Genomic DNA, 19,866 nt, shown 5'->3' with positions numbered 1-19,866 from the left:
ACTTGTTTTCAAGAAGGCCATTTGCTAGGGTATAAAGGTAGATTAAATTTACAGAAAAGAAGGAAAAAAATGGATACTGTTTTAATATTAGGTGGTCTATTGGGGATAATTATTGGAATTGTTACCTTAATTCAAGCTACGACCAAACATCGCAAGAAAAAGCCAAGCTTCATTTTGGTGGCCGCATCAATTGCAGCCGTATTATCTGGCAGTGGGTTATTAAACACTGAAAATCTTCAATCAATAGCACCCAAAGATAACCCAAATACTACGGCGGCCAGCACTACTTTGCAATCTGAAGCTTCAGAAGAGAAAAGCAGTAGTAATCAAAGAGAAGATGAGGGAGCAACAGAAGAAAAAAGCGCAAGCCCCTTGCAAAGTGACGCTAAACTGACAGCTTTAAAACAAGAACTAGCCCAATTAAATTATGCAGGAAAACAAACGATTGAAATTAATCAAGGAAAGCCAACTTTTTCAAAAGCCGAATTAGCTACGACAAGTGGGGCATGGGAAAAGTATTATCCCCTAGATGCACTAAATCGGGCCACAGGTGCGGAGGCATTATTGAATCAAAGTTTAATGCCCAAAGAAAAACGCGGCAGTATTTCAAGTGTTACCCCGACTGGCTGGCGCAATAAAAAAATTGGTGGTAGCTATTTGTATAATCGCTCCCATTTAATTGGCTTTGCATTAGCAGGTGAAAATGCAAATTGGCAAAATTTAATTACCGGTACACGCCAGTTGAATAACCCTGAAATGTTACGTTTTGAAATGGATATCAAGTATTATTTAGAGCAAGATAAAAATCATTTTGTTCGTTATGAAGTTACACCAATCTTTCGCAATGATGAACTTTTGGCGCGGGGTGTCCATTTGATGGCACAGTCTGTAAATAGTGAAGCAATTAAATTTAATGTTTATATTTTCAATGTTCAAGATAATGTGAAATTAAATTATGCTGATGGCACAAGTCAAATATTGAAAAGCGGAAATTCTGCTGAAAAATAAGCAGCAATAGATGAAAAAAACACCCAACTAACTAGTTGGGTGTTTTTGGTTAATTGTCAGGAAAGTATAAAACTTTCACACAAACAAATTCGAAATATTTTGGCTTATTGCGCAAAAGCTAAAAGACTTTGTTTTGCTTTTGTTAACTTAAAGCGAGTAGATTGATGGTTTTTTGATAGTGATTTAATTGTTTGTCGACTTTGTCCAAACGTCTTGTGATACGTTGTAACAATTCTTTGGGCGCATGATTTTTTTCCTGTGCTCTTTTAGCTAGGAGTAAAATACACCGTTCTTTGTCCAAGCGGTTTTGCGTGTGATACAACGTAGCCAAACGTTCGCTGTATTCATAACGTTGATAATGGGTCCCTTCACAAAGGTAGATTAGTAAATCTTCGGCTTGATCATACTGTTTTAAGTAAAAGTAATTTAACGCTTCGCGATAAAGTTTTAATTCAAAGTCTTCTTTAGTCGCGTCAAGAGGATGATTTTCCAGCCATTCTTTCACGGAGACTTTCCGTAAGATCTGTCCGTTTTTGTCTTTGACGATAATTACTGGTTGCTGTTTTAGTTGGCTTTTTTCAATTGGCATATTTCCACCTCCTCATACTTCATTGATAACAAAAGTATTATAAAGGGAAATGATTAAAAAAAGCGACGGAAATCTTTAAAAAGATTGTCATAATTAAAACTTTAAATATTTCTTAAACGAAAGAAATCAACTAAACGAGAAACACCCAAGACAACTAACAGGCCGCCAAAAATTTGAAAAACTAATAAAACACTACGGAAAGGGTTAAATAGGAGTAACGCACCGGCTACAATCATTAAGATACTAAAGACAAACCAACCCGTACGTGCTGTGCCGTCTTTTTTTAATTGCAATTCCTGTAACAACTGGGTAATTCCACTAATTAAAATGAATAAGCCCAAGAAAAAGGGAATAATAGACACAATTCCCTTTGCAAAAATCAAAATCAGCAAAGCTGCGGCTAAAAGTAAAATTCCAGTTGTTAATTGGGAACCAGAATAGCCACGCTTTTGTGCTCGGTAATGGTTCACTAAGTTAATAATTCCCATAACAAAAAAGAAAGCAGCAAAAATATAAACAATCATATTGAAGAAAGGTTCAGGTTTAATTAAAATCAAGATTCCCAAAATACCGTAGGCGACGCCACTTAATAATAAATTTTCACGAAATGTTTTAAAAAAATTATCCATAATCAAAACTCCTCTATTTTTCTATTCTCTTCTTTATTGTAACGAAATTTGAAGAATAAAGAAAATACTTGGTTCGCTTTTGCAACGGTAAAAGACACTACCAATTTGGCTGATAGCGTTTTTATGGTAAGATGAAGAAAAGGAGGGGGAAAAGTATTTGTCGACATTTACCATTTTGCTGTTAATTTTTGTACTGGTGCTTTTTGCCTATTTATTCTTGATCGAAAAAGAAATTATTTTCAAGTCTCGCCGTAAGTCCACCAGTTTTTATTTGATTTTAGCTTTAGGAGTGGGAACAATTGTGCTGGTTGGTTTAAACCCTACAACCTTAGACGAGAACGTCCGGGGTATTTTGGCAGGGTTGATTATCTTAAGCTTTTTAATTGATGCCAAAGGTTTTTCGGAAAATCATATTAGTATTAATGCAATGGATAAAAAAGGAATTCCCTATGCTGAGGTAGATCGTATTGTTTTATTAAAAACCAAGAATCAAGTGAAGGTGAATTTTTTTCGCCGGGGCATGCGCGGACCGCTATTTGTTTTGAATGAACCGCTAGAAGAAATTGTGGCGTTTTTGGCAACACATTTAAAAGAGGGAACACCAATTGATATTTTATTAGATGAAAAAAAATAGGCTAGCGCCAAACAACAGTTTAGCAGCTAGTCTATTTTTGTGTTCAAATTATTTAAAAGTTAAGAAACGTTCGTCGTCACTTAAGAATTCTTTTTCGCCAGCTTCAGCTTCTTTTGAACCGAATACTAATTGTGAACGCAATTGCCAGTTTTCAGGAATATTCCATTCTTTTGCAACAGCGGCATCAATAACTGGATTGTAATGTTGTAGGTTAGCACCAAGTCCAGCTTCTTCTAAAGCAGTCCAAGTATTTGCTGTTGCAATACCATTTGATTGTTCTGCCCAATCAGGGAAGTTATCAGCATATAAAGCAAATTGCTCTTGCAAAGTTTTCACTGTATCTGTGTTTTTAAAGAATAAAACTGTACCAAAACCAGCTTTGAAACCAGCTAATTTTGCTTGAGTATTAGGGAATGCTTCTGGAGGAGTTAAAGGTTTTAATGCTTCTTCTGTCATTTCCCATAATTTTTCATGTGCTTGACCAAATAAGATGACAACACGTGGAGATTGCGCGTTAAATGCTGTTGGGCTATATTTAACAGCTTCTTTAATCAGGCTTTCAATTTCAGTTTCCTTAAGATTAACGTTGCGTCCTAATGCGTAGATTGAACGACGGTTTTTGATTGCTTCTAAAAAGTTTGACATGTAAATAACCACCTTTGTTTAATTAAGTAACATCGTCAGTATACATACTTACAATTAGTTAGTAAACTAATATGCTCATTTAAATTTTTCTTATTACTAGTCGCAAACTTTGGTGAAAAAAAGACTCTATGGTACTATTAATGTATGAAACTTTGAGGAAGAAGGATAAAACGCTTGAAAGATAAAAATTATGAATGGCTTAAATCGGCACTTTTTCTAATCGGCTTAGTTGTAGTATTAGTAGCAGTGCGTCTATTTATTTTCACCCCGGTAGTCGTTAAAGGCGATTCTATGGATCCCACCTTACAAGATGGCGAAAGAGTGATTGCCTTATTGAATACAAAAGTAAAACGCTTTGATATTGTAACTTTTCCGGCCCCAGATGAACCTGATAAATATTATATTAAGCGCGTGATTGGACTGCCAGGAGATACGGTCAGTTATCAAAATGACCAATTGCTGATTAATGGCAAAAAGGTGGCGGAGCCTTATTTAAATCAATATAAAAAAGATTTAACCGATGGTATGCCGTTAACTTTAAGTCCAAATCAAGAAGCAAGTTTTAAATTTGAAAAAGTACCCGCCGGCAAAATTTTAGTTTTAGGGGATAACAGGCGCATTTCAAAAGATACGCGCTCGATTGGCTTTATCGATGAAAAGACAGTTTCTGGTGATGTGAAATTTGTTTTTTGGCCTTTAAAAGAAATTGGTTTTATTAATAAATAAGTAAAAGTTTAAGAATGAAAATAAAGTTGGTAAATGAACCGCTGCGTTCAATTTATCGACTTTTTTTTGTTATACTATGCTAGTAACAAGATAACTTCAATTGCTTTTTTTGAAGGAAGGAGTTTGAGATGACTTTACAATTTTTAATTGGCAATGGTGCTTTAGATCATCGCCATACTTATATAAAAAAAGCACAAGCATGGCTTGAGCAAGACGCAGAAAATCAAGTTTTTTTTCTAGTCCCTAACTACAATAAATTTGAGCAAGAACAAGAAATTTTAAAAGCGCTGAAACCTGAGAATACGTTATCTTTTTCCACGATTCGTGCCCAAGTTTTTAGTTTTTATCGTCTGGCTTGGTTTTATTTACAAAAAACAGGTCAATTGGCCAATCAAACACTTTCAGAGGCTGGAAGTCTCATGCTTTTACAAAAAGTATTGGAAGAAAGTAAAGAAGACTTATTGCTGTATCGTGGTGAAGTGGAAAAATCAGGTTTTTGTGGGAAATTATTAGGTTTATATCAAGAGTTAAAAGTAGGTAATTTAACACCAGAAGACTTAGTAGCTACTTTATCCAAAGAAAGCGTGAACGCTGATCAAAGCTTAAAGTTTGCCGAATTGCGTTTAATCTTGACCCGCTATGAGACAGAACTTGCAAAACGTCAATTACAAGTGGTAGATCCATTAGCCTTATTGACGAGTTATTTGAGTGGTGATGCGAGCAGTCTTTTTGCGCCACCTAATTTAAGTAAAACATTATTTATTGCGACTGATTTTCAAGAACTTTATGCCCAAGAGCGTTGTCTTTTGACGACTTTGGCCAAAAATGGCCATGTTTTATTGGATTTGGTGTTAGACAAGGCTTATGTAACAAATCCCCCTGAAGCATTGGATCTATTTCACGATACCGGTAAAATTTATTACCAACTCTTGCAAACAGCAAAAGAGAATGGAACGAAAGTTTTAGTTGATTTAACGGCTGCGCCGTTACCAGAAGCTACTTTACAAGTTGCAGTAGAAAGTTTTTGGCGTCAAACACAAAATGCAGGCAATGAGTCTGCTGCGGCTTTACCAAAAGAAAGTATCCACTTATGGCAAGCATTAAAACCTACCGATGAGGTCAATTACATTGCAACTGAAATTCGCAAACTGGTGGCTAGTGGGCAATATCGCTATCAAGATATTCAACTCTTAACAAACGATTTAGAGACTTATGGGCATTTGATCCCACCGGTTTTTAACGAGTTAGCAATTCCGTTTTATCTGGATCAACAGATTTCGATGGCCCAACATCCTCTTGTAGAATTTTTACAAGCGTTATTTGCTTTAGGTGAATACCATTATCGGCTTAGTGATATCATGCGGCTATTGAAAACAGAACTATTCATTCCCGCGTATTTTTTTGAGACTGATAATCCACTACAAAACTATCGCAATATCGTGGATCAGACGGAAAATATTGCTTTGAAATTCAATTTTCAAGGAAGTTTTTGGACACGAAGAGAAGATTGGCAGATCATTCAATATGATTTTGAAAATGAAGAACAAGAAGATGCTGACCAACTGTCACAAGATAGTAATCGACTGCGTCGGGCTTTTGCGACAGAGATTGCAGATTTTTTACAAAATCTGCAAAAAAGTAAAACAGCAAAAGAAGCTGTTAGTAAGCTGTATCAATTTTTAATGACGATTAAAGCTGACGAGCGCATCAAAGATTGGCGCCAAAAAGATATTGCAGCAGGTGACTTGGAATTAGCGCGTAACCACGAACAGACGTGGTCAGCACTGATGGACTTGATGGATGACTACGTTGAAATTTATGGAGAAGATTCGTTTAATTTAACGAATTTCAGTTTGCTTTTTACTACGGGATTGGACAATACCTTTTATGGTAAAGTTCCTTCTGCAATTGACCAAGTCCAGTTAAATCAGTTAGGCCTGGCTCGAATTGGGCAAGCAAAGATTACCTTTGCCATGGGCCTAAATGATAAGAATTTTCCCGCTCCGGTTTCAGACGATAGTTTGTTAACAATAGAAGACAGGGAAGTATTAAACACAAGCTTAACGGATGAAAAACAATTACGGGATCTTCGAACAGAGAGCGTAGCAAAAGCACCTTTTGTTGCCTACAAAGTTTTTTTATCAGCTTGTGATGAACTCTTTTTAAGCTATGCGGCTAATCATGACACGGAGCAAAACTTACGCATTTCGCCGTATTTGCAACGTTTTGTCACTCAAGGAAATTTAAAAGTAATTCCTCTAGAGGAGCTATCTTTAACAAGTGAACCAGAAAATTTTGTGGCGACTTATCGTAATTTAGTGGGCCAGCTGAATTTATTGTATCGGAATGCAAAAGATGAAAAGTTAACAGTAAACGCAAAATGGCGCGCTTTAGAAGAGCTGTTGCTGGCCTCTTCTTATCGTAATTTGGCACAACGCGCTTTTGCCAGCCGAGAGTACCTGAATGTGCCAGTAACATTACCAAAGGAAGTCGCAACAAAACTTTACGGCAAAGATTTGTATTCATCGATTTCCCAGATGGAAAGTTTTTATCAGTGTGGGTACCGTTATTTTGCTAATTATGGCTTGCGCTTAAAAGAGCGGGAGTTATTTGGTCTTGATGCACTTACAACTGGAACGCTTTTTCACGATGCGTTGGATTTGTTTTTGCAAGCTGTTTTTGCGAAACAAAAATTGTTGGTAGAATTAGATGAAAATGAAGCTCAGCAGTTAATCGATACTGTTTTACAGCAAATTTTTGCGGAACCGCGCTTTATGATTTTACAAAGTTCTGCCCGCATGCATTATTTGCGTTATCGTCTTGGCAAGACGATTAAAAAAGTGATTTGGGCGTTGCATAAGCAAAGTAAGCGCACTAAGATGACCCCGCTTGCAACTGAAATTGTTTTTGGTCAGTTAGCTGGAACTAGTGGTATTAAAGGTATTGAAGAACCTTTATCAACCGGCGGCCACTTAGCCGTACGAGGAAAAATTGACCGACTGGATATGGCCCAAAGTAGCGAGCACACTTGGCTTGCAGTGATTGATTACAAATCAGGTGTAAAAGATTTCAATTTAACCGACGCTTATTTTGGTTTGGCGATGCAATTGTTGACCTATCTAGATGTTGCCTTAATAAACGCGGCTGAACTAGTAGGAACAACTGATGTTAAGGCTGCGGGGGCGTATTATATGCGCATTCATGATCCAGTTTTAAAAGCAGAAGAGGCAAGCTTGGCTGAAGTTTTAAAAGCTTATAAATATAAAGGGATTTTTGCAGAAGATAGTGAATTATATCCTTTGTTAGATGACACATTGGAGGTAAAAGAGCGCTCTTTTGTTTATCCAATTTTAAGTAATAAAGATGGTGTTTTGGCTAAAGAAAGTAATTCAAAAGCTTTTTATCAAGAAGAGGAGTTGGAGCTTTTAAGGCAACATAATCGCCATTTAATGAAAAATGCAGCAGAAAATATTGTCACCGGCGAAATTTTCTTAAATCCTTACAAGAAAAGTAGTGGGGAAAAGGCGTGCAATTTTTGTCCTTTCCGTAGTTTGTGTGGCTTTGATGTCATGCTTGCACAAAATGATTATCACGAAATTCCCAATTTACCAAAATCAGAAATTTTAAATGAAATCAAGGAGGAAAACGGCGATGTCTAAAACAAATCCAGTTATTCCGGTAAGGCCGGAAAACGAACGCTTTACAGACCGACAATGGCAAGCCGTTTTTGACGGCGGGGATAATCTATTGGTTTCTGCTTCGGCAGGTTCTGGTAAGACCACTGTCCTAGTCAGACGCGTCATTGAAAAGTTAAAAAGTGGGGTCGATATTGATCGTTTATTAATTGTAACCTTTACAGAAGCTGCTGCTAGTGAAATGAAAGAACGAATTGAAAAGGCGCTGCGGCAAAGTATTAATGAAGAAGGAAATAGTAATTTACGCGCACATTACGTGAAACAGTTAGTGTTATTGCCACAAGCCAATATCTCCACACTCCATGCTTTTTGTATGACAGTGATTAAACGCTTTTATTATTTGATTGACCTTGATCCGGTTTTCCGTCTCTTAAGTGATGAAACTGAAAAATTATTGTTGCAAGAAGAAGTTTGGACGGGTTTAAGAGAAGATTATTATGCCAATGACGACGAGGATTTCTTTAAATTAACGGAAAACTTTGGCAGCGATCGTTCCGATGAGGGGTTAACGGATTTGGTTATGCGTTTGTATCAATTTGCTTGTGCAGCCCCTGATCCTGCTTATTGGCTAGAAGAGTTACCCAAAAATTATCAAGCGCAAGATGGTTTTCAAACAACTGCATTGTACCAATCAGCAATCAAGCCTGCTGTAGTGGCAGAGTTAGAATTAGCAGTCGCAAACTATGAGCAGGCAATCGCTATTTGCCAAAATGAAGAGAAGTTGACAAAAGATGTTGCATTGTTAACAACACAGCTAAATCAGGTGATGCGATTGCAAGCAGCGCTTGTAGCAGACGATATGGCAGCACTTTTTGCCCAAATTGAAGGACTCGATTTAAAAACGAATGTCCGAAAAAAAAGGGGAGAGCTGGCGGATCTTTCTGTGAGTGTCAAAGAATTTCAAGGAATCGCAAAAGAAAGTGTAGCCCAAGTGGTGACTTATTTTCCTTATCCTGAGGCTATGATGAATGATTTATTGGTGAAGTCCCATGCGTTAGTTGCAAAAATGAGTGAAGTTACGCAAGCTTTTAGTCAAGCCTATACTAAAAAAAAATTGGCGAAAGGTGTTTTAGACTTTAATGATTTGGAACACTATACACTGGCAATTTTAAAGGTAGAAAATAGCCCTGCTACCACTTATTATAAGAGCAAGTTTACTGAAGTGATGGTGGATGAATATCAAGATGTCAATCGTTTGCAAGAAGCGATTTTAAGTTATGTTAGAGACAATACAGAAAGTGCCGGAAATATGTTTATGGTAGGGGATGTAAAGCAGTCTATTTACGCTTTTCGTTTGGCAGATCCTACATTATTTATTGAAAAATACAATGACTATGGTAATGAGAAAAATGGCCGCAGAATCGTTTTAGCAGAAAATTTCCGCTCCCGCAAAGAAGTCTTGGATTTCACCAATTTAGTTTTTGAACAATTGATGGATCAACAGGTCGGGCAAATCGATTATGACCAAGCAGCGGCGTTAATTCCTGGTTTTCCTAATTTTCCAGCAAGCGATGCGTTTAAGACGGAATTACTTTTGTTTGAAAAAGGGACAAAAGATGATGTCAAGCATTTCGAGACACGTCAAGCTGGCGAAATTCAAATCACAGCATTAAAAATCAAAGAATTAATTAGCCAATCTTTTCAAATTTATGATAAAGACAAAAAAATGATGCGAAAACTTGAATATGGCGATATCGTGTTACTTACCCCAACAAAGGGAAACAATCAAGTTATTGTCGACACTTTTTACGACTTAGATATTCCACTGGAGATTACGGATGCCGAAAGTTATTTTCAAGCAACTGAGATTCAAACTATTATTAGCTTGTTAAAAATTATTGATAATCCTTATAACGATATACCGCTGGCTTCTGTATTACGTTCGCCAATTGTAGGGTTACTAGAAGATGAACTGGCGCAAATTCGCCTGCAAAATAAAAATGGTTTTTATTATGAAGCTTTAAGTGACTATAGCCTTTATGGAAAAAAAGAAGAGCTAAAAGAAAAGATCAATCTTTTTTTAAGCCAATTAGAAAGTTGGCGGGCCTTCTCAAAACGCAACGCTTTACCGGATTTAATTTGGCGTCTTTATGAAGAAACAGCCTATTTGGATTATTGTTTGGGCTTACCAAACGGAATTCAGCGCCACGCAAATTTGATTGCTTTGGTAGAACGGGCAAAAAATTATGAAAAAAGTAATTTTCGCGGTTTATATCAATTCATCAGTCTGATTGAAAAAATGCAGGAAAAAGATTTAGATTTGGCTGAACCTGCGACAAAATCAGTGGAGAATGCGGTGCGGGTTATGACCATTCACGGTAGTAAGGGGTTGGAATTTCCAATTGTCTTTTTATTAGATATGGCCCGCGATATCAATCGTTTGGACTTTAACCGCAATTATATTTTTGAAGAGCATCTAGGGGCAGGTATTAAATATGTGGACCAAGAAAGACAAGTCAGCTATGAAACTATGCCCTACAAAGGAATTAAGCAAGCTCGTTTAAACAAAGCTTTTTCAGAAGAAATGCGTAAACTTTATGTTGCTTTGACGCGTGCCGAACAAAAATTGTATTTAGTTGGCTCTTATGAAAACAAAGAAAAAGCATTGCAAGCGTGGCAAGGAGCCCTAACACAAGAAAAGAAAGTGTTAAATCCTGCCTTGCGTTTAAAAGGTAGCCATGTTTTGCTAAATTGGGTGGGGATGACATTGATGCGTCATCCGGATATGGAAGCTGTTTTTAGTGAAGCAAAAGATCGCAGTTATACCGTGCAAAGTCCGGCCCAGTTCACCATTTATTGGTTTAACCAAGCCGATGTGAAAGCCTGGCGCGAAAATTATGAAGAAAATGTAATTGCGCCTATGGACGAGAAAATAAAAGAGCAAAACCAAGCAGATTTAACAACAGTCAAAAAACGCTTAGATTTTATTTATCCTTATGAAAAAGCAACACAAACGACAAGTTATCAATCCGTAACAGAGATTAAGCGGGTTTTTGAGGACCCAGATAATACCCAAGAAAATCGCTTAGATTGGCAAAGTAGTTTGGAAAAACAGGCGACTGGTAACCGTTATACAGCTGAAACTTTAGCGACACCGAAGTTTATGGCTGAAACAAAACGTGATGCCGCTAGCATTGGAACGGCTACCCATACGGTGTTGCAATTGTTAGATTTAAACAAAGCTCCCACTGAAACGCAATTGGAGCAATTTATTGCTAAACTTGTCACGGAAGGAATTTTAACTACAGAACTTGCCGCAGAAGTAGTTGTACCAGATATCCTTTGGTTTTTTGACACGCCCTTGGGTCAAAAGCTGATCGCCCAACAAAGCAACGTGCATCGAGAAGAACCTTTTGCCATGTTGCAAAAAACAACGACAATTTTTAACGACTACGATAATGAAAATGATGAGTTGCTTATTCATGGGATTATCGATGGATATATTCTAGCAGATGAAATTTTACTTTATGATTTTAAAACCGATCATTTAACAAAAGAGAATGAAGGACAACTTATAAAACGTTATCAAGGTCAGATTAACCTTTATAAAAAAGCATTAACAGAAACGTATAACCGTCCTGTTACAGAGAGTTATCTGATTTTTTTAAAGGGACGTAAAATAATTTCTCTTTTGTAATCTTTTGTGCTTACAAAATGTAAGAAGCGTGCTATAATGTGTCAAAAGAGGTGACCGAAAGTGGAACAAGTTGTAGAAACAGAATTTTGTTTGTGTCCAAAATTTGAAAAAGCTTTTTCGATTTTGGGAAAAAAATGGAACGGTTTGATTCTCGATGTTTTATTAGAAGATGGGGCCCAACGTTTTGTTGATTTGGCAAATAAAATTCCCGAAGTAAGTGATCGCGTATTGGTTGAACGTTTGCGGGAGTTAGATGCTGAGGGAATTGTCGCCAAAGAAGATAATTTATATCAATTAACAGCAAAAGGCCATGATTTAGAAACCAGTTTGATTGCAGTCAAAGATTGGGGCAACAAATGGATCGATGCTGCAGAATGCAGTTGATTTTCAGCCAAAAGTTTTGTACACTAAATACAATTGGATAAAAAGCAATGATGGAAACAAGTAATTTGGCTGATTCGGAAAAAGGGAGTCCTGTCATAGACTGAAAGCAGGGGCCGCAATCGAAAAATGAAATTCACTTCCTAGCTTGCTTGGTGAAAGCCAGGCCGGTTGTCTAGCAATCGTTATTAAAATTAAGTGCGTCATATTTTGACGAATTAGGATGGTATCGCGAGACCTCGTTCCTTTAGGGAATGAGGTCTTTTTTTATCGTTAAAGCCAAAAGTCCAGCTACCGCATTTTAAATTCCAAGTAATGAATGGGGTAAAGTTGAACTTTTTTAATTAAGGAGGAACAAGTATGTCTTTACAAGCCAAATTGGAATCATTGAAAAATGAAACCATGGAAAAAATTGACAACGTCAATGATTTACAGGCGTTAAATCAAATTCGAGTGGAAACACTTGGAAAAAAAGGCCCAATTACAGAAGTTTTGCGGGGAATGAAAGATTTATCGGCAGAAGAACGTCCTAAAGTCGGAAGTTTTGCCAATGAAATTCGCGATGAGTTAACACGCGCACTTGAAGAAAGAAAACAAGTATTAGAAGAAGCTGCACTAACCGCTGCTTTAGCGAAAGAAAGCATTGATGTAACGTTACCAGGACAACAAGTTCAAAAAGGAAATCGTCATGTGTTAACACAAATTATGGAAGAGATTGAAGATATCTTTGTTGGCATGGGCTACCAAGTTGTAGAAGGTTATGAAGTTGAAAGTGACCATTATAACTTTGAACGGATGAATTTACCAAAGGATCATCCAGCCAGAGATATGCAAGACACGTTTTATATTTCAGAAGATATTTTAATCAGAACCCACACTTCGCCAGTACAAGCGCGGACGATGGAAAAACACGATTTTTCTAAAGGACCACTACGCATGATTTCACCAGGAAAAGTTTTCCGTCGGGATACCGATGATGCCACGCATAGCCATCAATTCCATCAAATTGAAGGCTTAGTTGTCGATAAACATGTAACGATGGGAGATTTAAAAGGTACTTTGGAAGTAATGATGCAAAAAATGTTTGGAGAAGATCGTAAAATTCGTTTACGCCCAAGTTATTTTCCTTTCACGGAACCTTCTGTTGAAGTCGATGTTAGTTGTTTTAAATGTGGTGGTGCAGGTTGCAATGTCTGCAAATACACAGGTTGGATCGAAATTCTAGGAGCGGGTATGGTGCATCCTGACGTCTTAAAAATGTCTGGAATTGATCCAGAAGAATATGCTGGGTTTGCATTTGGGATTGGCCCAGATCGTGTCGCAATGTTGCGTTACGGTGTGAATGATATTCGGAACTTCTATCAAAATGACTTGCGCTTTTTAAGTCAATTCAAAGGAGAGTAAAAATTTATGTTAGTTTCTTATAAATGGTTAAATGAATATTTAGACCTTACTCAAATTTCTCCCAAAGAATTAGGAGATAAAATGTCTGTAACCGGCATTGAAGTAGAAGGTATTGAAGTCCCTGCAGAAGGGTTAAAGAAAATTGTCGTAGGGAAAGTAGAAAAGTGTGTTCCGCATCCTAACTCTGATCATTTGTCTATTTGCCAAGTGGATATTGGTGAAGAAGAATTGTCTCAAATTGTTTGTGGTGCACCTAATGTCAAAGAAGGTATTAAGGTTATTGTGGCACTGCCAGGAGCACGGATTGCCGGCAATGTGAAAATTAAAAAAGGAAAAATGCGCGGTGAAGTTTCAAATGGTATGATTTGTTCTTTACAAGAACTAGGTATTTCTGAAAATGTCGTACCAAAAGAATTTGCTGACGGTATTTATTATTTACCACAAGCTGCAGTTGTGGGCGAGTCTGTTTTTCCTTATTTGGATTTAGATGACAGCATCATCGAATTATCCATCACACCAAATCGTGCCGATGCCTTATCTATCAGAGGTGTTGCCTATGAAGTGGGGGCTATTTATAATCAAAAACCGCACTTTGAAAATGAAGAATTGATTGAAGAAAGTACAGCTGCTCGTGACAAAATTAAAGTCGTGGTGACAGATGAAAAAGATGCACCGGCTTATCAAATTCGGATTATAGAAAATGTGAAGATTGCGCCATCACCACAATGGTTGCAAAATCGTTTAATGAATGAAGGTATTCGTCCAATTAATAACGTTGTGGACATTACCAATTACATTTTGCTTTTATTTGGTCAACCGTTACATGCCTTTGACTATGGGAAATTAGATAGTCAAGAGATTTTAGTTCGTCGTGCCAATGAAGAAGAAACGCTTGTGACCTTAGATGGTGAAGAGCGAAAATTAACGCCAGAAAACATCGTGATTACAAATGGGGTAAAACCGGTAGCTTTAGCTGGTGTCATGGGTGGCTTAGATTCTGAAATTACAGAGCAAACAACCACCGTAGCATTAGAAGCGGCACTATTTGATCCATTGTCAATTCGTTTAACATCAAAACAATTCAATTTGCGCAGTGAATCTTCTGCCCGTTTTGAAAAAGGCATTAATAAAGGTGATATTAACGAAGCCTGTGAAGTAGCTGCTGCTATGATTGCTAAACTTGCTGGCGGAACTGTTTTAAAAGATGCTGTAGTTGGGTCAACAGTCGCAGTAAAAGACGAAGAAGTAAAGATTACTTTGGCTAAAATTAATCGTTCGTTGGGAACGAATTTAAGTGTATCAGAAGTAGGTGCAGTTTTTAACGCGTTACAATTTTCATACACAGAAAGTGATGAAGAATTTTCTGTGACAATTCCACCGCGACGTTGGGATATCCACATTGAAGCAGATATCATTGAAGAAGTTGCCCGTATTTACGGCTATGATAAAATTCCAAGTACCTTACCAAGTGGTGAGACTGTTGCAGGTGCATTAACCAAAGAACAACTAAAAACACGAGAAGTGCGTAGTGCTTTAGAAGGTGCAGGTGTAACCGAAGCAATTAGTTATGCTTTGACAACAGAAGAAAAATCTCGTCAATTTATGATGCGTGAAAGTAACATTACTCGTTTGGATTGGCCAATGACAGAAGATCGGGCAGTTTTACGCATGAACTTAATCAGCGGCTTACTAGACGATGTTGCCTACAACATGGCCCGTAAAAACGAGCAAATCGCCCTTTATGAAATTGGTCGTGTCTTTTATCAAGACAGTGATCCTTTAAAAAACTTGCCGCTAGAAGAAAATCATGTTGCTTTTGCGTTAGCTGGCTTATGGCAAACCAAAGATTGGCAGCAAGCTGGAAAAAAAGTTGATTTCTTTTTAGCAAAAGGTATTGTTGAAATGCTCCTAATAACTTTAGGTGCCAAAGATATTTCTTACGTGAAAACGTCGGCTATGAAAGAAATGCATCCTGGCCAAACTGCTGAAATTTATTTAGGCGATGATAAGATTGGTTTTGTTGGTCAAGTTCATCCGACAATTGCCAAAGCCTATGATATTGGGGCAACTTTTGTAGCAGAGTTGAACTTAGCTGCGCTATTAGCTGCTGAAAAGACACCACTTGTGTATCAAGCAGTTTCTAAATTCCCGGCAGTAAGTCGCGATATCGCCATGGTAGTAAGTGAAGAGGTTGCCAATCAAGACGTTGTGGCGGCAATTAAAGCTGCTGCTGGCAAGTTTTTAAATAAAGTTACGTTGTTTGATGTATACCAAGGCACAAACATCAAAGCAGGTTCTAAATCATTGGCCTATAGTTTAACATTTGTCAATTCAGAAGCAACCTTGACAGATGAGGAAATTAATAAGGCGATGGAAAAAGTAACGAAAAACTTGACGGAAGAATTAGCAGCGGAAATTCGTTAATTATTGGCTGGAAAAGTTTAGGATTATGAATAAAAAATACGCGGCTCTCATTAGTTTGTCCGATGAGAGCTGCGTATTTTTTAATTCTCTTTAGTGTGGAGGATAAACAGTGGGATCACTAAGACAACTGCTGACACGATAATTGTAGCTGTGCCTAAGCGATTGCCTAAAAGGCTATTTAAAGTAGCGCCAGTAACAAAACTTAAAATAACAATAGCAGTATCATTGAATTTGGCTTTAGCTTTTTTATCGTGATGAATAAAGGCATCCCAAGATGTTTCTCCTAAGGTACGTAAATTTCCCGTCATCATCAAAGAGGTAAAAGGTCCAGCATGAAGTTTACGGAATTCTTGTAACTGCGCAGCCGCAGCAAAAGAAAGTAATGCACTAGCCAGTTTATCAGAAATATAAGGAGATAAAAAAGCAGTAAGGAGCATTAAAATAATTTCAATAACTAAGACTAATTTTTGCCGACTGCGTAAACTGGTTTCATCTTTTAAGTGATGTTGCAAAAAACGTGTGGCAACACTACCGATAAAAAAGCACTAATCGGCACAATAAACCGAAGCAATGCTCCAAAATTACCGTGACCTAGATTTAAACCTAATAAAATGAAATTCCCTGTTTGTAGACCTGCAAAAACTTCACCGTGAAAAAGGTAAGTATAGGCATCTAAACCACCAGCTGCGGCGGCTAAAAAAACACCAATGATCAATCGTTCGTGTAAAGGATATTCTTTATCCTTCATTTTTATCACCTCATTATCTTTGCCATACATATTAAATTTAGCCCCACTTCGGGCATTTGACAACTGATTTGACTTAGAAAAAATTGGTGAAATAAAAGTGATACGATCTAAATTTGAAAGCAGAAAAGTTCAAAGAAAAAATTAAAATCTGTACTTTTTGCTGAGAAATTTATGCGTCTACAAGGCAAAAAATAAAAAAGGCTTTGCAAAGGTACTTAACTTTTGAACAATAAGAACGAAATATTTAAACATTGCGTCGCAAATGTTTAATATTTATTTATTGTAAGTAAAGTACTTTTGCAAAGCTAGACATGGATAATCTTTTGTAAAACAATTTAACCATGTAGGAATTTTAGCTGTTTTTTATAATACAGTCGACAAAAAGTATTTTAGCTGAAATAAGCAATGCCCATTGCTTCTTTGACTTGCGCTAATGTTTGGGCAGCAACCATTTCTGCTTGTTGGGAGCCTTTTTGCAAAATTTCCATAATAGCAGCAGGGTCTTTTGCTAATTCTTCTCGTTTGGTTCGGATTGGCGCAAACTCTGCTTCTAAAACATCGATCAAATAACGTTTGATTTTGACATCGCCCAAACCGCCGCGACGATAGTTGTCTTTTAATTTTGCAATATATTCTTTATCGGTGCCAAAAACATCTAAATAGGTGAAAACCATATTGCCTTCAACTTGGCCAGGGTCTTCCACATGGATGTGATTGGGATCTGTGTACATACTCATAACTTTCTTTTTGATTACATCGGCAGAATCTGCGATATAAATTCCGTTACCTAAGGATTTACTCATTTTGCCATTGCCGTCAATCCCTGGTAGTCGTCCCATTCCTTTTGGCGGTAAAACAGCTTTTGGTTCAACTAAAACAGGTTTGTAGATATTGTTAAAGCTATGAACAATTTCTTGTGTTTGTTCTAACATTGGTTTTTGGTCCTCGCCAACAGGAACAAGGTTGGCTTTGAAAGCTGTAATATCGGCTGCTTGGGAAACTGGATAAATGAAAAATCCTGTTGGTACACCTTCGCCGAAATTCTTTTGCTCGATTTCACTTTTGACTGTTGGGTTACGACGGACCCGTCCAACAGAAACGAGATTCAAAAAGTACATGGTTAGTTCTGCTAATTGCGGAATTTGCGATTGGATAAAAAGGGTTGTCTTACTTGGATCTAAACCTACGGCCAAATAATCCAAGGCCACTTCCAAAACATTGGAAGAAACTTTTTCTGGATTTTTAGCATTATCCGTTAAAGCCTGCATATCTGCAATCATGATATAAAGTTCGTTGTTGGGATCTGCTTGCATTTCCACGCGTTTTTTTAATGAACCGACATAATGGCCTAAGTGTAATCTGCCAGTGGGGCGATCCCCTGTTAAAATGGTATTTTTCAAGAGTTGTCACCTTTTTCTAAATTCTATTCTCACATATGTCAGTGTACCTTTTTTTAAACTTTCCGGCAACTGCCAAAAAGGCAAATAACTGGAAATTGAAAAGTAAAACTGGGAAAATAAGAAAATAGCTGAAAAGTAGTTTTTTTAGAATTAGAAAACGCATACAACTTACATTTCTATGTCAGAAAAGTTCTCAAAATTCTCCGTTGTTATTGTCAGAAAAGTTAGTCAATTCTAATTTTTTTTGCGAAAAAACTTTACAAACGTTTTTTAATTTGCTTATAATACTACTTAAACTAAAACATCAATAGATTTTAAACTTAAAACAGGAGTGACGCCAATGTCTATGATCGAATTTCAAAACGTGGAAAAATACTACGGTAAATTCCATGCGCTAAAAAATATTAATTTAAATTTCGAAAAAGGTGAAGTAGTCGTGGTTATCGGACCTTCTGGCTCAGGGAAAAGTACGATGCTGCGCTGTATCAACGGTTTAGAACGTATTTCTTCTGGTCATTTATTGATAAATGACCACGATCTTTACAGCAAAAATAGTAAACTGACAGAAATCAGAAAAAACATCGGGATGGTTTTTCAACACTTTAATTTATATCCCAACAAGACAGTGTTAGAAAATATTACATTAGCCCCTATTAAAGTTTTGAAACAAAATGAACAAGATGCCATCGCCCTTGCAGAACGCTTGTTAGATCGTGTCGGAATGTTAGATAAAAAGGATTCTTATCCGTCAATGTTATCTGGCGGACAACAACAACGTGTTGCTATTGCCCGTGGTCTTGCAATGCAGCCACAAATGCTTTTGTTTGATGAGCCAACCTCAGCATTGGATCCAGAAATGATTGGTGATGTGCTAAATGTCATGAAAAAAATCGCCAAAGATGGAATGTCCATGATTGTAGTTACCCATGAAATGGGCTTTGCCAAAGAAGTGGCTGACCGGGTCGTCTTCATGGCTGATGGTGAAGTGGTTGAAGAAAGTCGCGACGTTGAGAACTTCTTTAATAATCCGAAAACGGACCGAGCAAAACAATTTATCAGTAAAGTTATCAATCATTAATATTGTTTTGGTTTTGTTTGTTTTGCAATCGTAAGGATCGGAGGAAAGTTAATGAAAAAAATCTTTTCATTTGTGTTTGGGCTTGCAGCAGTACTGCTTATATTAAGTGGTTGTGGAAAGAGCGTTGCAGACCAAGATATTTCAAAAGTTAGTAAAGAAAACAACCAGATTATTTGGGGCGTAAAATACGATACCCGTCTGTTTGGTATGATGGATGTCACGACCAATGAAGTAAAGGGGTTTGATATTGATATTGCCAGAGCTATCACAGAAAAAATTCTTGGACGGGACGGCAATGCAATTTTTGTGGAAGTAACTTCTAAAACTCGGATTCCCTTGTTAAAAAACGGAAACATCGATGCGATTATTGCTACTATGACGATTACAGAAGAACGTAAAAAACAAGTGAATTTTTCCCAAGTCTATTTTGATGCTGGCCAATCTTTACTGGTACCAAAAGATAGTAAAATTACCGGAGTGGATAGTTTAACTGGTGATGATACAGTACTAGCAGTTAAAGGTTCCACGTCTGCCGTGAATATTCGGCAACATGCTCCAGATGCTAAAATTTTGGAGTTGGAAAATTATGCCGAAGCTTTCACTGCTTTACAGTCAGGACAAGGCGATGCCATGACGACTGATAATGCTATCTTGTTGGGGATGGCCTCTGAAAATAAAAACTATAAATTAACGGGTAGTACATTTACAGAAGAACCATATGGTATTGCCATTAATAAAGGTCAAGACAACTTTTTAAAAGAAGTAAATAAAGCACTAGATGAAATGCATCGAGATGGCACGTATGATGAAATTTATAGCAAGTGGTTCCCAAATGACAACACTGGGAAAGTAAAATAAAGGAGGCCAG

General features: G+C 37.2%; 14 protein-coding genes, 1 pseudogene and 1 other annotated feature. Of the genes and pseudogenes, 10 read left to right on the top strand and 5 right to left on the bottom strand.

The window, feature by feature from the left end:
• Positions 1–69: 69 nt before the first annotated feature.
• Positions 70–1,008, top strand: coding sequence for a DNA/RNA non-specific endonuclease (locus AC6R0T_RS07550; protein ID WP_369598790.1), 939 nt, complete (start codon positions 70–72; stop codon positions 1,006–1,008).
• A gap of 142 nt (positions 1,009–1,150) precedes the next feature.
• On the opposite strand, the gene AC6R0T_RS07545 is transcribed toward AC6R0T_RS07550, so the two are convergent.
• Together AC6R0T_RS07545 and AC6R0T_RS07540 are read right to left on the bottom strand one after the other, a co-directional pair.
• Positions 1,151–1,597 (bottom strand): hypothetical protein, encoded by a 447-nt coding sequence (locus AC6R0T_RS07545; RefSeq protein ID WP_206902686.1) that lies wholly within the window; start codon positions 1,595–1,597, stop codon positions 1,151–1,153.
• 101 nt (positions 1,598–1,698) lie between these two features.
• A complete protein-coding gene (locus AC6R0T_RS07540) occupies positions 1,699–2,226 on the bottom strand; it encodes an HdeD family acid-resistance protein (protein WP_230710709.1) in 528 nt (175 codons plus the stop codon).
• Positions 2,227–2,383: 157 nt separating this feature from the next.
• On the opposite strand from AC6R0T_RS07540, the gene AC6R0T_RS07535 reads away from it, so the two are divergent.
• Positions 2,384–2,860, top strand: a complete 477-nt coding sequence (locus tag AC6R0T_RS07535; RefSeq protein ID WP_303753952.1) for a hypothetical protein — start codon at positions 2,384–2,386, stop codon at positions 2,858–2,860.
• Positions 2,861–2,908: 48 nt separating this feature from the next.
• Here the strand turns inward: AC6R0T_RS07535 and AC6R0T_RS07530 are convergent, their stop codons facing one another.
• Positions 2,909–3,505, bottom strand: a complete 597-nt coding sequence (locus AC6R0T_RS07530; RefSeq protein ID WP_206902689.1) for a nitroreductase family protein — start codon at positions 3,503–3,505, stop codon at positions 2,909–2,911.
• A gap of 174 nt (positions 3,506–3,679) precedes the next feature.
• Here AC6R0T_RS07530 and lepB point away from each other — a divergent pair, with 174 nt between their 5' ends.
• The 6 genes from lepB (at position 3,680) to pheT (ending at position 15,772) form a co-directional block, all read left to right on the top strand.
• Complete coding sequence (gene lepB / locus AC6R0T_RS07525; RefSeq protein ID WP_303753953.1) at positions 3,680–4,231, top strand: signal peptidase I; 552 nt, start codon at positions 3,680–3,682, stop codon at positions 4,229–4,231.
• A gap of 128 nt (positions 4,232–4,359) precedes the next feature.
• A complete protein-coding gene (locus tag AC6R0T_RS07520; protein ID WP_303753954.1) occupies positions 4,360–7,890 on the top strand; it encodes a PD-(D/E)XK nuclease family protein in 3,531 nt (1,176 codons plus the stop codon).
• Positions 7,883–11,563: a helicase-exonuclease AddAB subunit AddA gene (addA, locus tag AC6R0T_RS07515; protein ID WP_303753955.1), complete on the top strand. Its 3,681-nt coding sequence runs from the start codon at positions 7,883–7,885 to the stop codon at positions 11,561–11,563. The genes AC6R0T_RS07520 and addA overlap by 8 nt, the downstream gene beginning before the upstream one ends.
• 60 nt (positions 11,564–11,623) lie before the next feature.
• Entirely contained in the window at positions 11,624–11,947 is a 324-nt protein-coding gene (locus AC6R0T_RS07510) for a winged helix-turn-helix transcriptional regulator (RefSeq protein ID WP_206902693.1), read from the top strand.
• A gap of 38 nt (positions 11,948–11,985) precedes the next feature.
• Positions 11,986–12,194: a binding site (T-box leader), on the top strand.
• A 110-nt stretch (positions 12,195–12,304) separates the two neighbouring features.
• Positions 12,305–13,348 (top strand): phenylalanine--tRNA ligase subunit alpha, encoded by a 1,044-nt coding sequence (pheS, locus tag AC6R0T_RS07505; RefSeq protein ID WP_206902694.1) that lies wholly within the window; start codon positions 12,305–12,307, stop codon positions 13,346–13,348.
• Positions 13,349–13,354: 6 nt separating this feature from the next.
• Positions 13,355–15,772: a phenylalanine--tRNA ligase subunit beta gene (pheT, locus tag AC6R0T_RS07500; RefSeq protein WP_303753956.1), complete on the top strand. Its 2,418-nt coding sequence runs from the start codon at positions 13,355–13,357 to the stop codon at positions 15,770–15,772.
• Between the two features lie 80 nt (positions 15,773–15,852).
• Here pheT and AC6R0T_RS07495 read toward each other — a convergent pair.
• Both AC6R0T_RS07495 and trpS read right to left on the bottom strand, forming a co-directional pair.
• Positions 15,853–16,520: pseudogene (locus AC6R0T_RS07495) on the bottom strand (YoaK family protein).
• Between the two features lie 389 nt (positions 16,521–16,909).
• Positions 16,910–17,920, bottom strand: a complete 1,011-nt coding sequence (trpS, locus tag AC6R0T_RS07490) for a tryptophan--tRNA ligase (protein ID WP_206902697.1) — start codon at positions 17,918–17,920, stop codon at positions 16,910–16,912.
• Positions 17,921–18,260: 340 nt separating this feature from the next.
• On the opposite strand from trpS, the gene AC6R0T_RS07485 reads away from it, so the two are divergent.
• Entirely contained in the window at positions 18,261–18,998 is a 738-nt protein-coding gene (locus tag AC6R0T_RS07485; RefSeq protein ID WP_277988633.1) for an amino acid ABC transporter ATP-binding protein, read from the top strand.
• Between the two features lie 51 nt (positions 18,999–19,049).
• Positions 19,050–19,856, top strand: coding sequence for a transporter substrate-binding domain-containing protein (locus AC6R0T_RS07480; RefSeq protein WP_303753959.1), 807 nt, complete (start codon positions 19,050–19,052; stop codon positions 19,854–19,856).
• Positions 19,857–19,866 lie beyond the last annotated feature (10 nt).

Source organism: Enterococcus sp. S86.2, from assembly GCF_059834485.2.
Note: the sequence above shows the minus strand (reverse complement) of the source record. Positions and strands in the feature narration are given on the sequence as shown.

Coding starts and splice junctions, on each gene's coding strand:
- addA (WP_303753955.1), top strand. CDS start 7,883: ATGTCTAAAACAAATCCAGTTATTCCGGTAAGGCCGGAAAACGAACGC.
- AC6R0T_RS07550 (WP_369598790.1), top strand. CDS start 70: ATGGATACTGTTTTAATATTAGGTGGTCTATTGGGGATAATTATTGGA.
- AC6R0T_RS07520 (WP_303753954.1), top strand. CDS start 4,360: ATGACTTTACAATTTTTAATTGGCAATGGTGCTTTAGATCATCGCCAT.
- AC6R0T_RS07545 (WP_206902686.1), bottom strand. CDS start 1,597: ATGCCAATTGAAAAAAGCCAACTAAAACAGCAACCAGTAATTATCGTC.
- AC6R0T_RS07530 (WP_206902689.1), bottom strand. CDS start 3,505: ATGTCAAACTTTTTAGAAGCAATCAAAAACCGTCGTTCAATCTACGCA.
- AC6R0T_RS07480 (WP_303753959.1), top strand. CDS start 19,050: ATGAAAAAAATCTTTTCATTTGTGTTTGGGCTTGCAGCAGTACTGCTT.
- pheT (WP_303753956.1), top strand. CDS start 13,355: ATGTTAGTTTCTTATAAATGGTTAAATGAATATTTAGACCTTACTCAA.
- AC6R0T_RS07540 (WP_230710709.1), bottom strand. CDS start 2,226: ATGGATAATTTTTTTAAAACATTTCGTGAAAATTTATTATTAAGTGGC.
- pheS (WP_206902694.1), top strand. CDS start 12,305: ATGTCTTTACAAGCCAAATTGGAATCATTGAAAAATGAAACCATGGAA.
- AC6R0T_RS07485 (WP_277988633.1), top strand. CDS start 18,261: ATGTCTATGATCGAATTTCAAAACGTGGAAAAATACTACGGTAAATTC.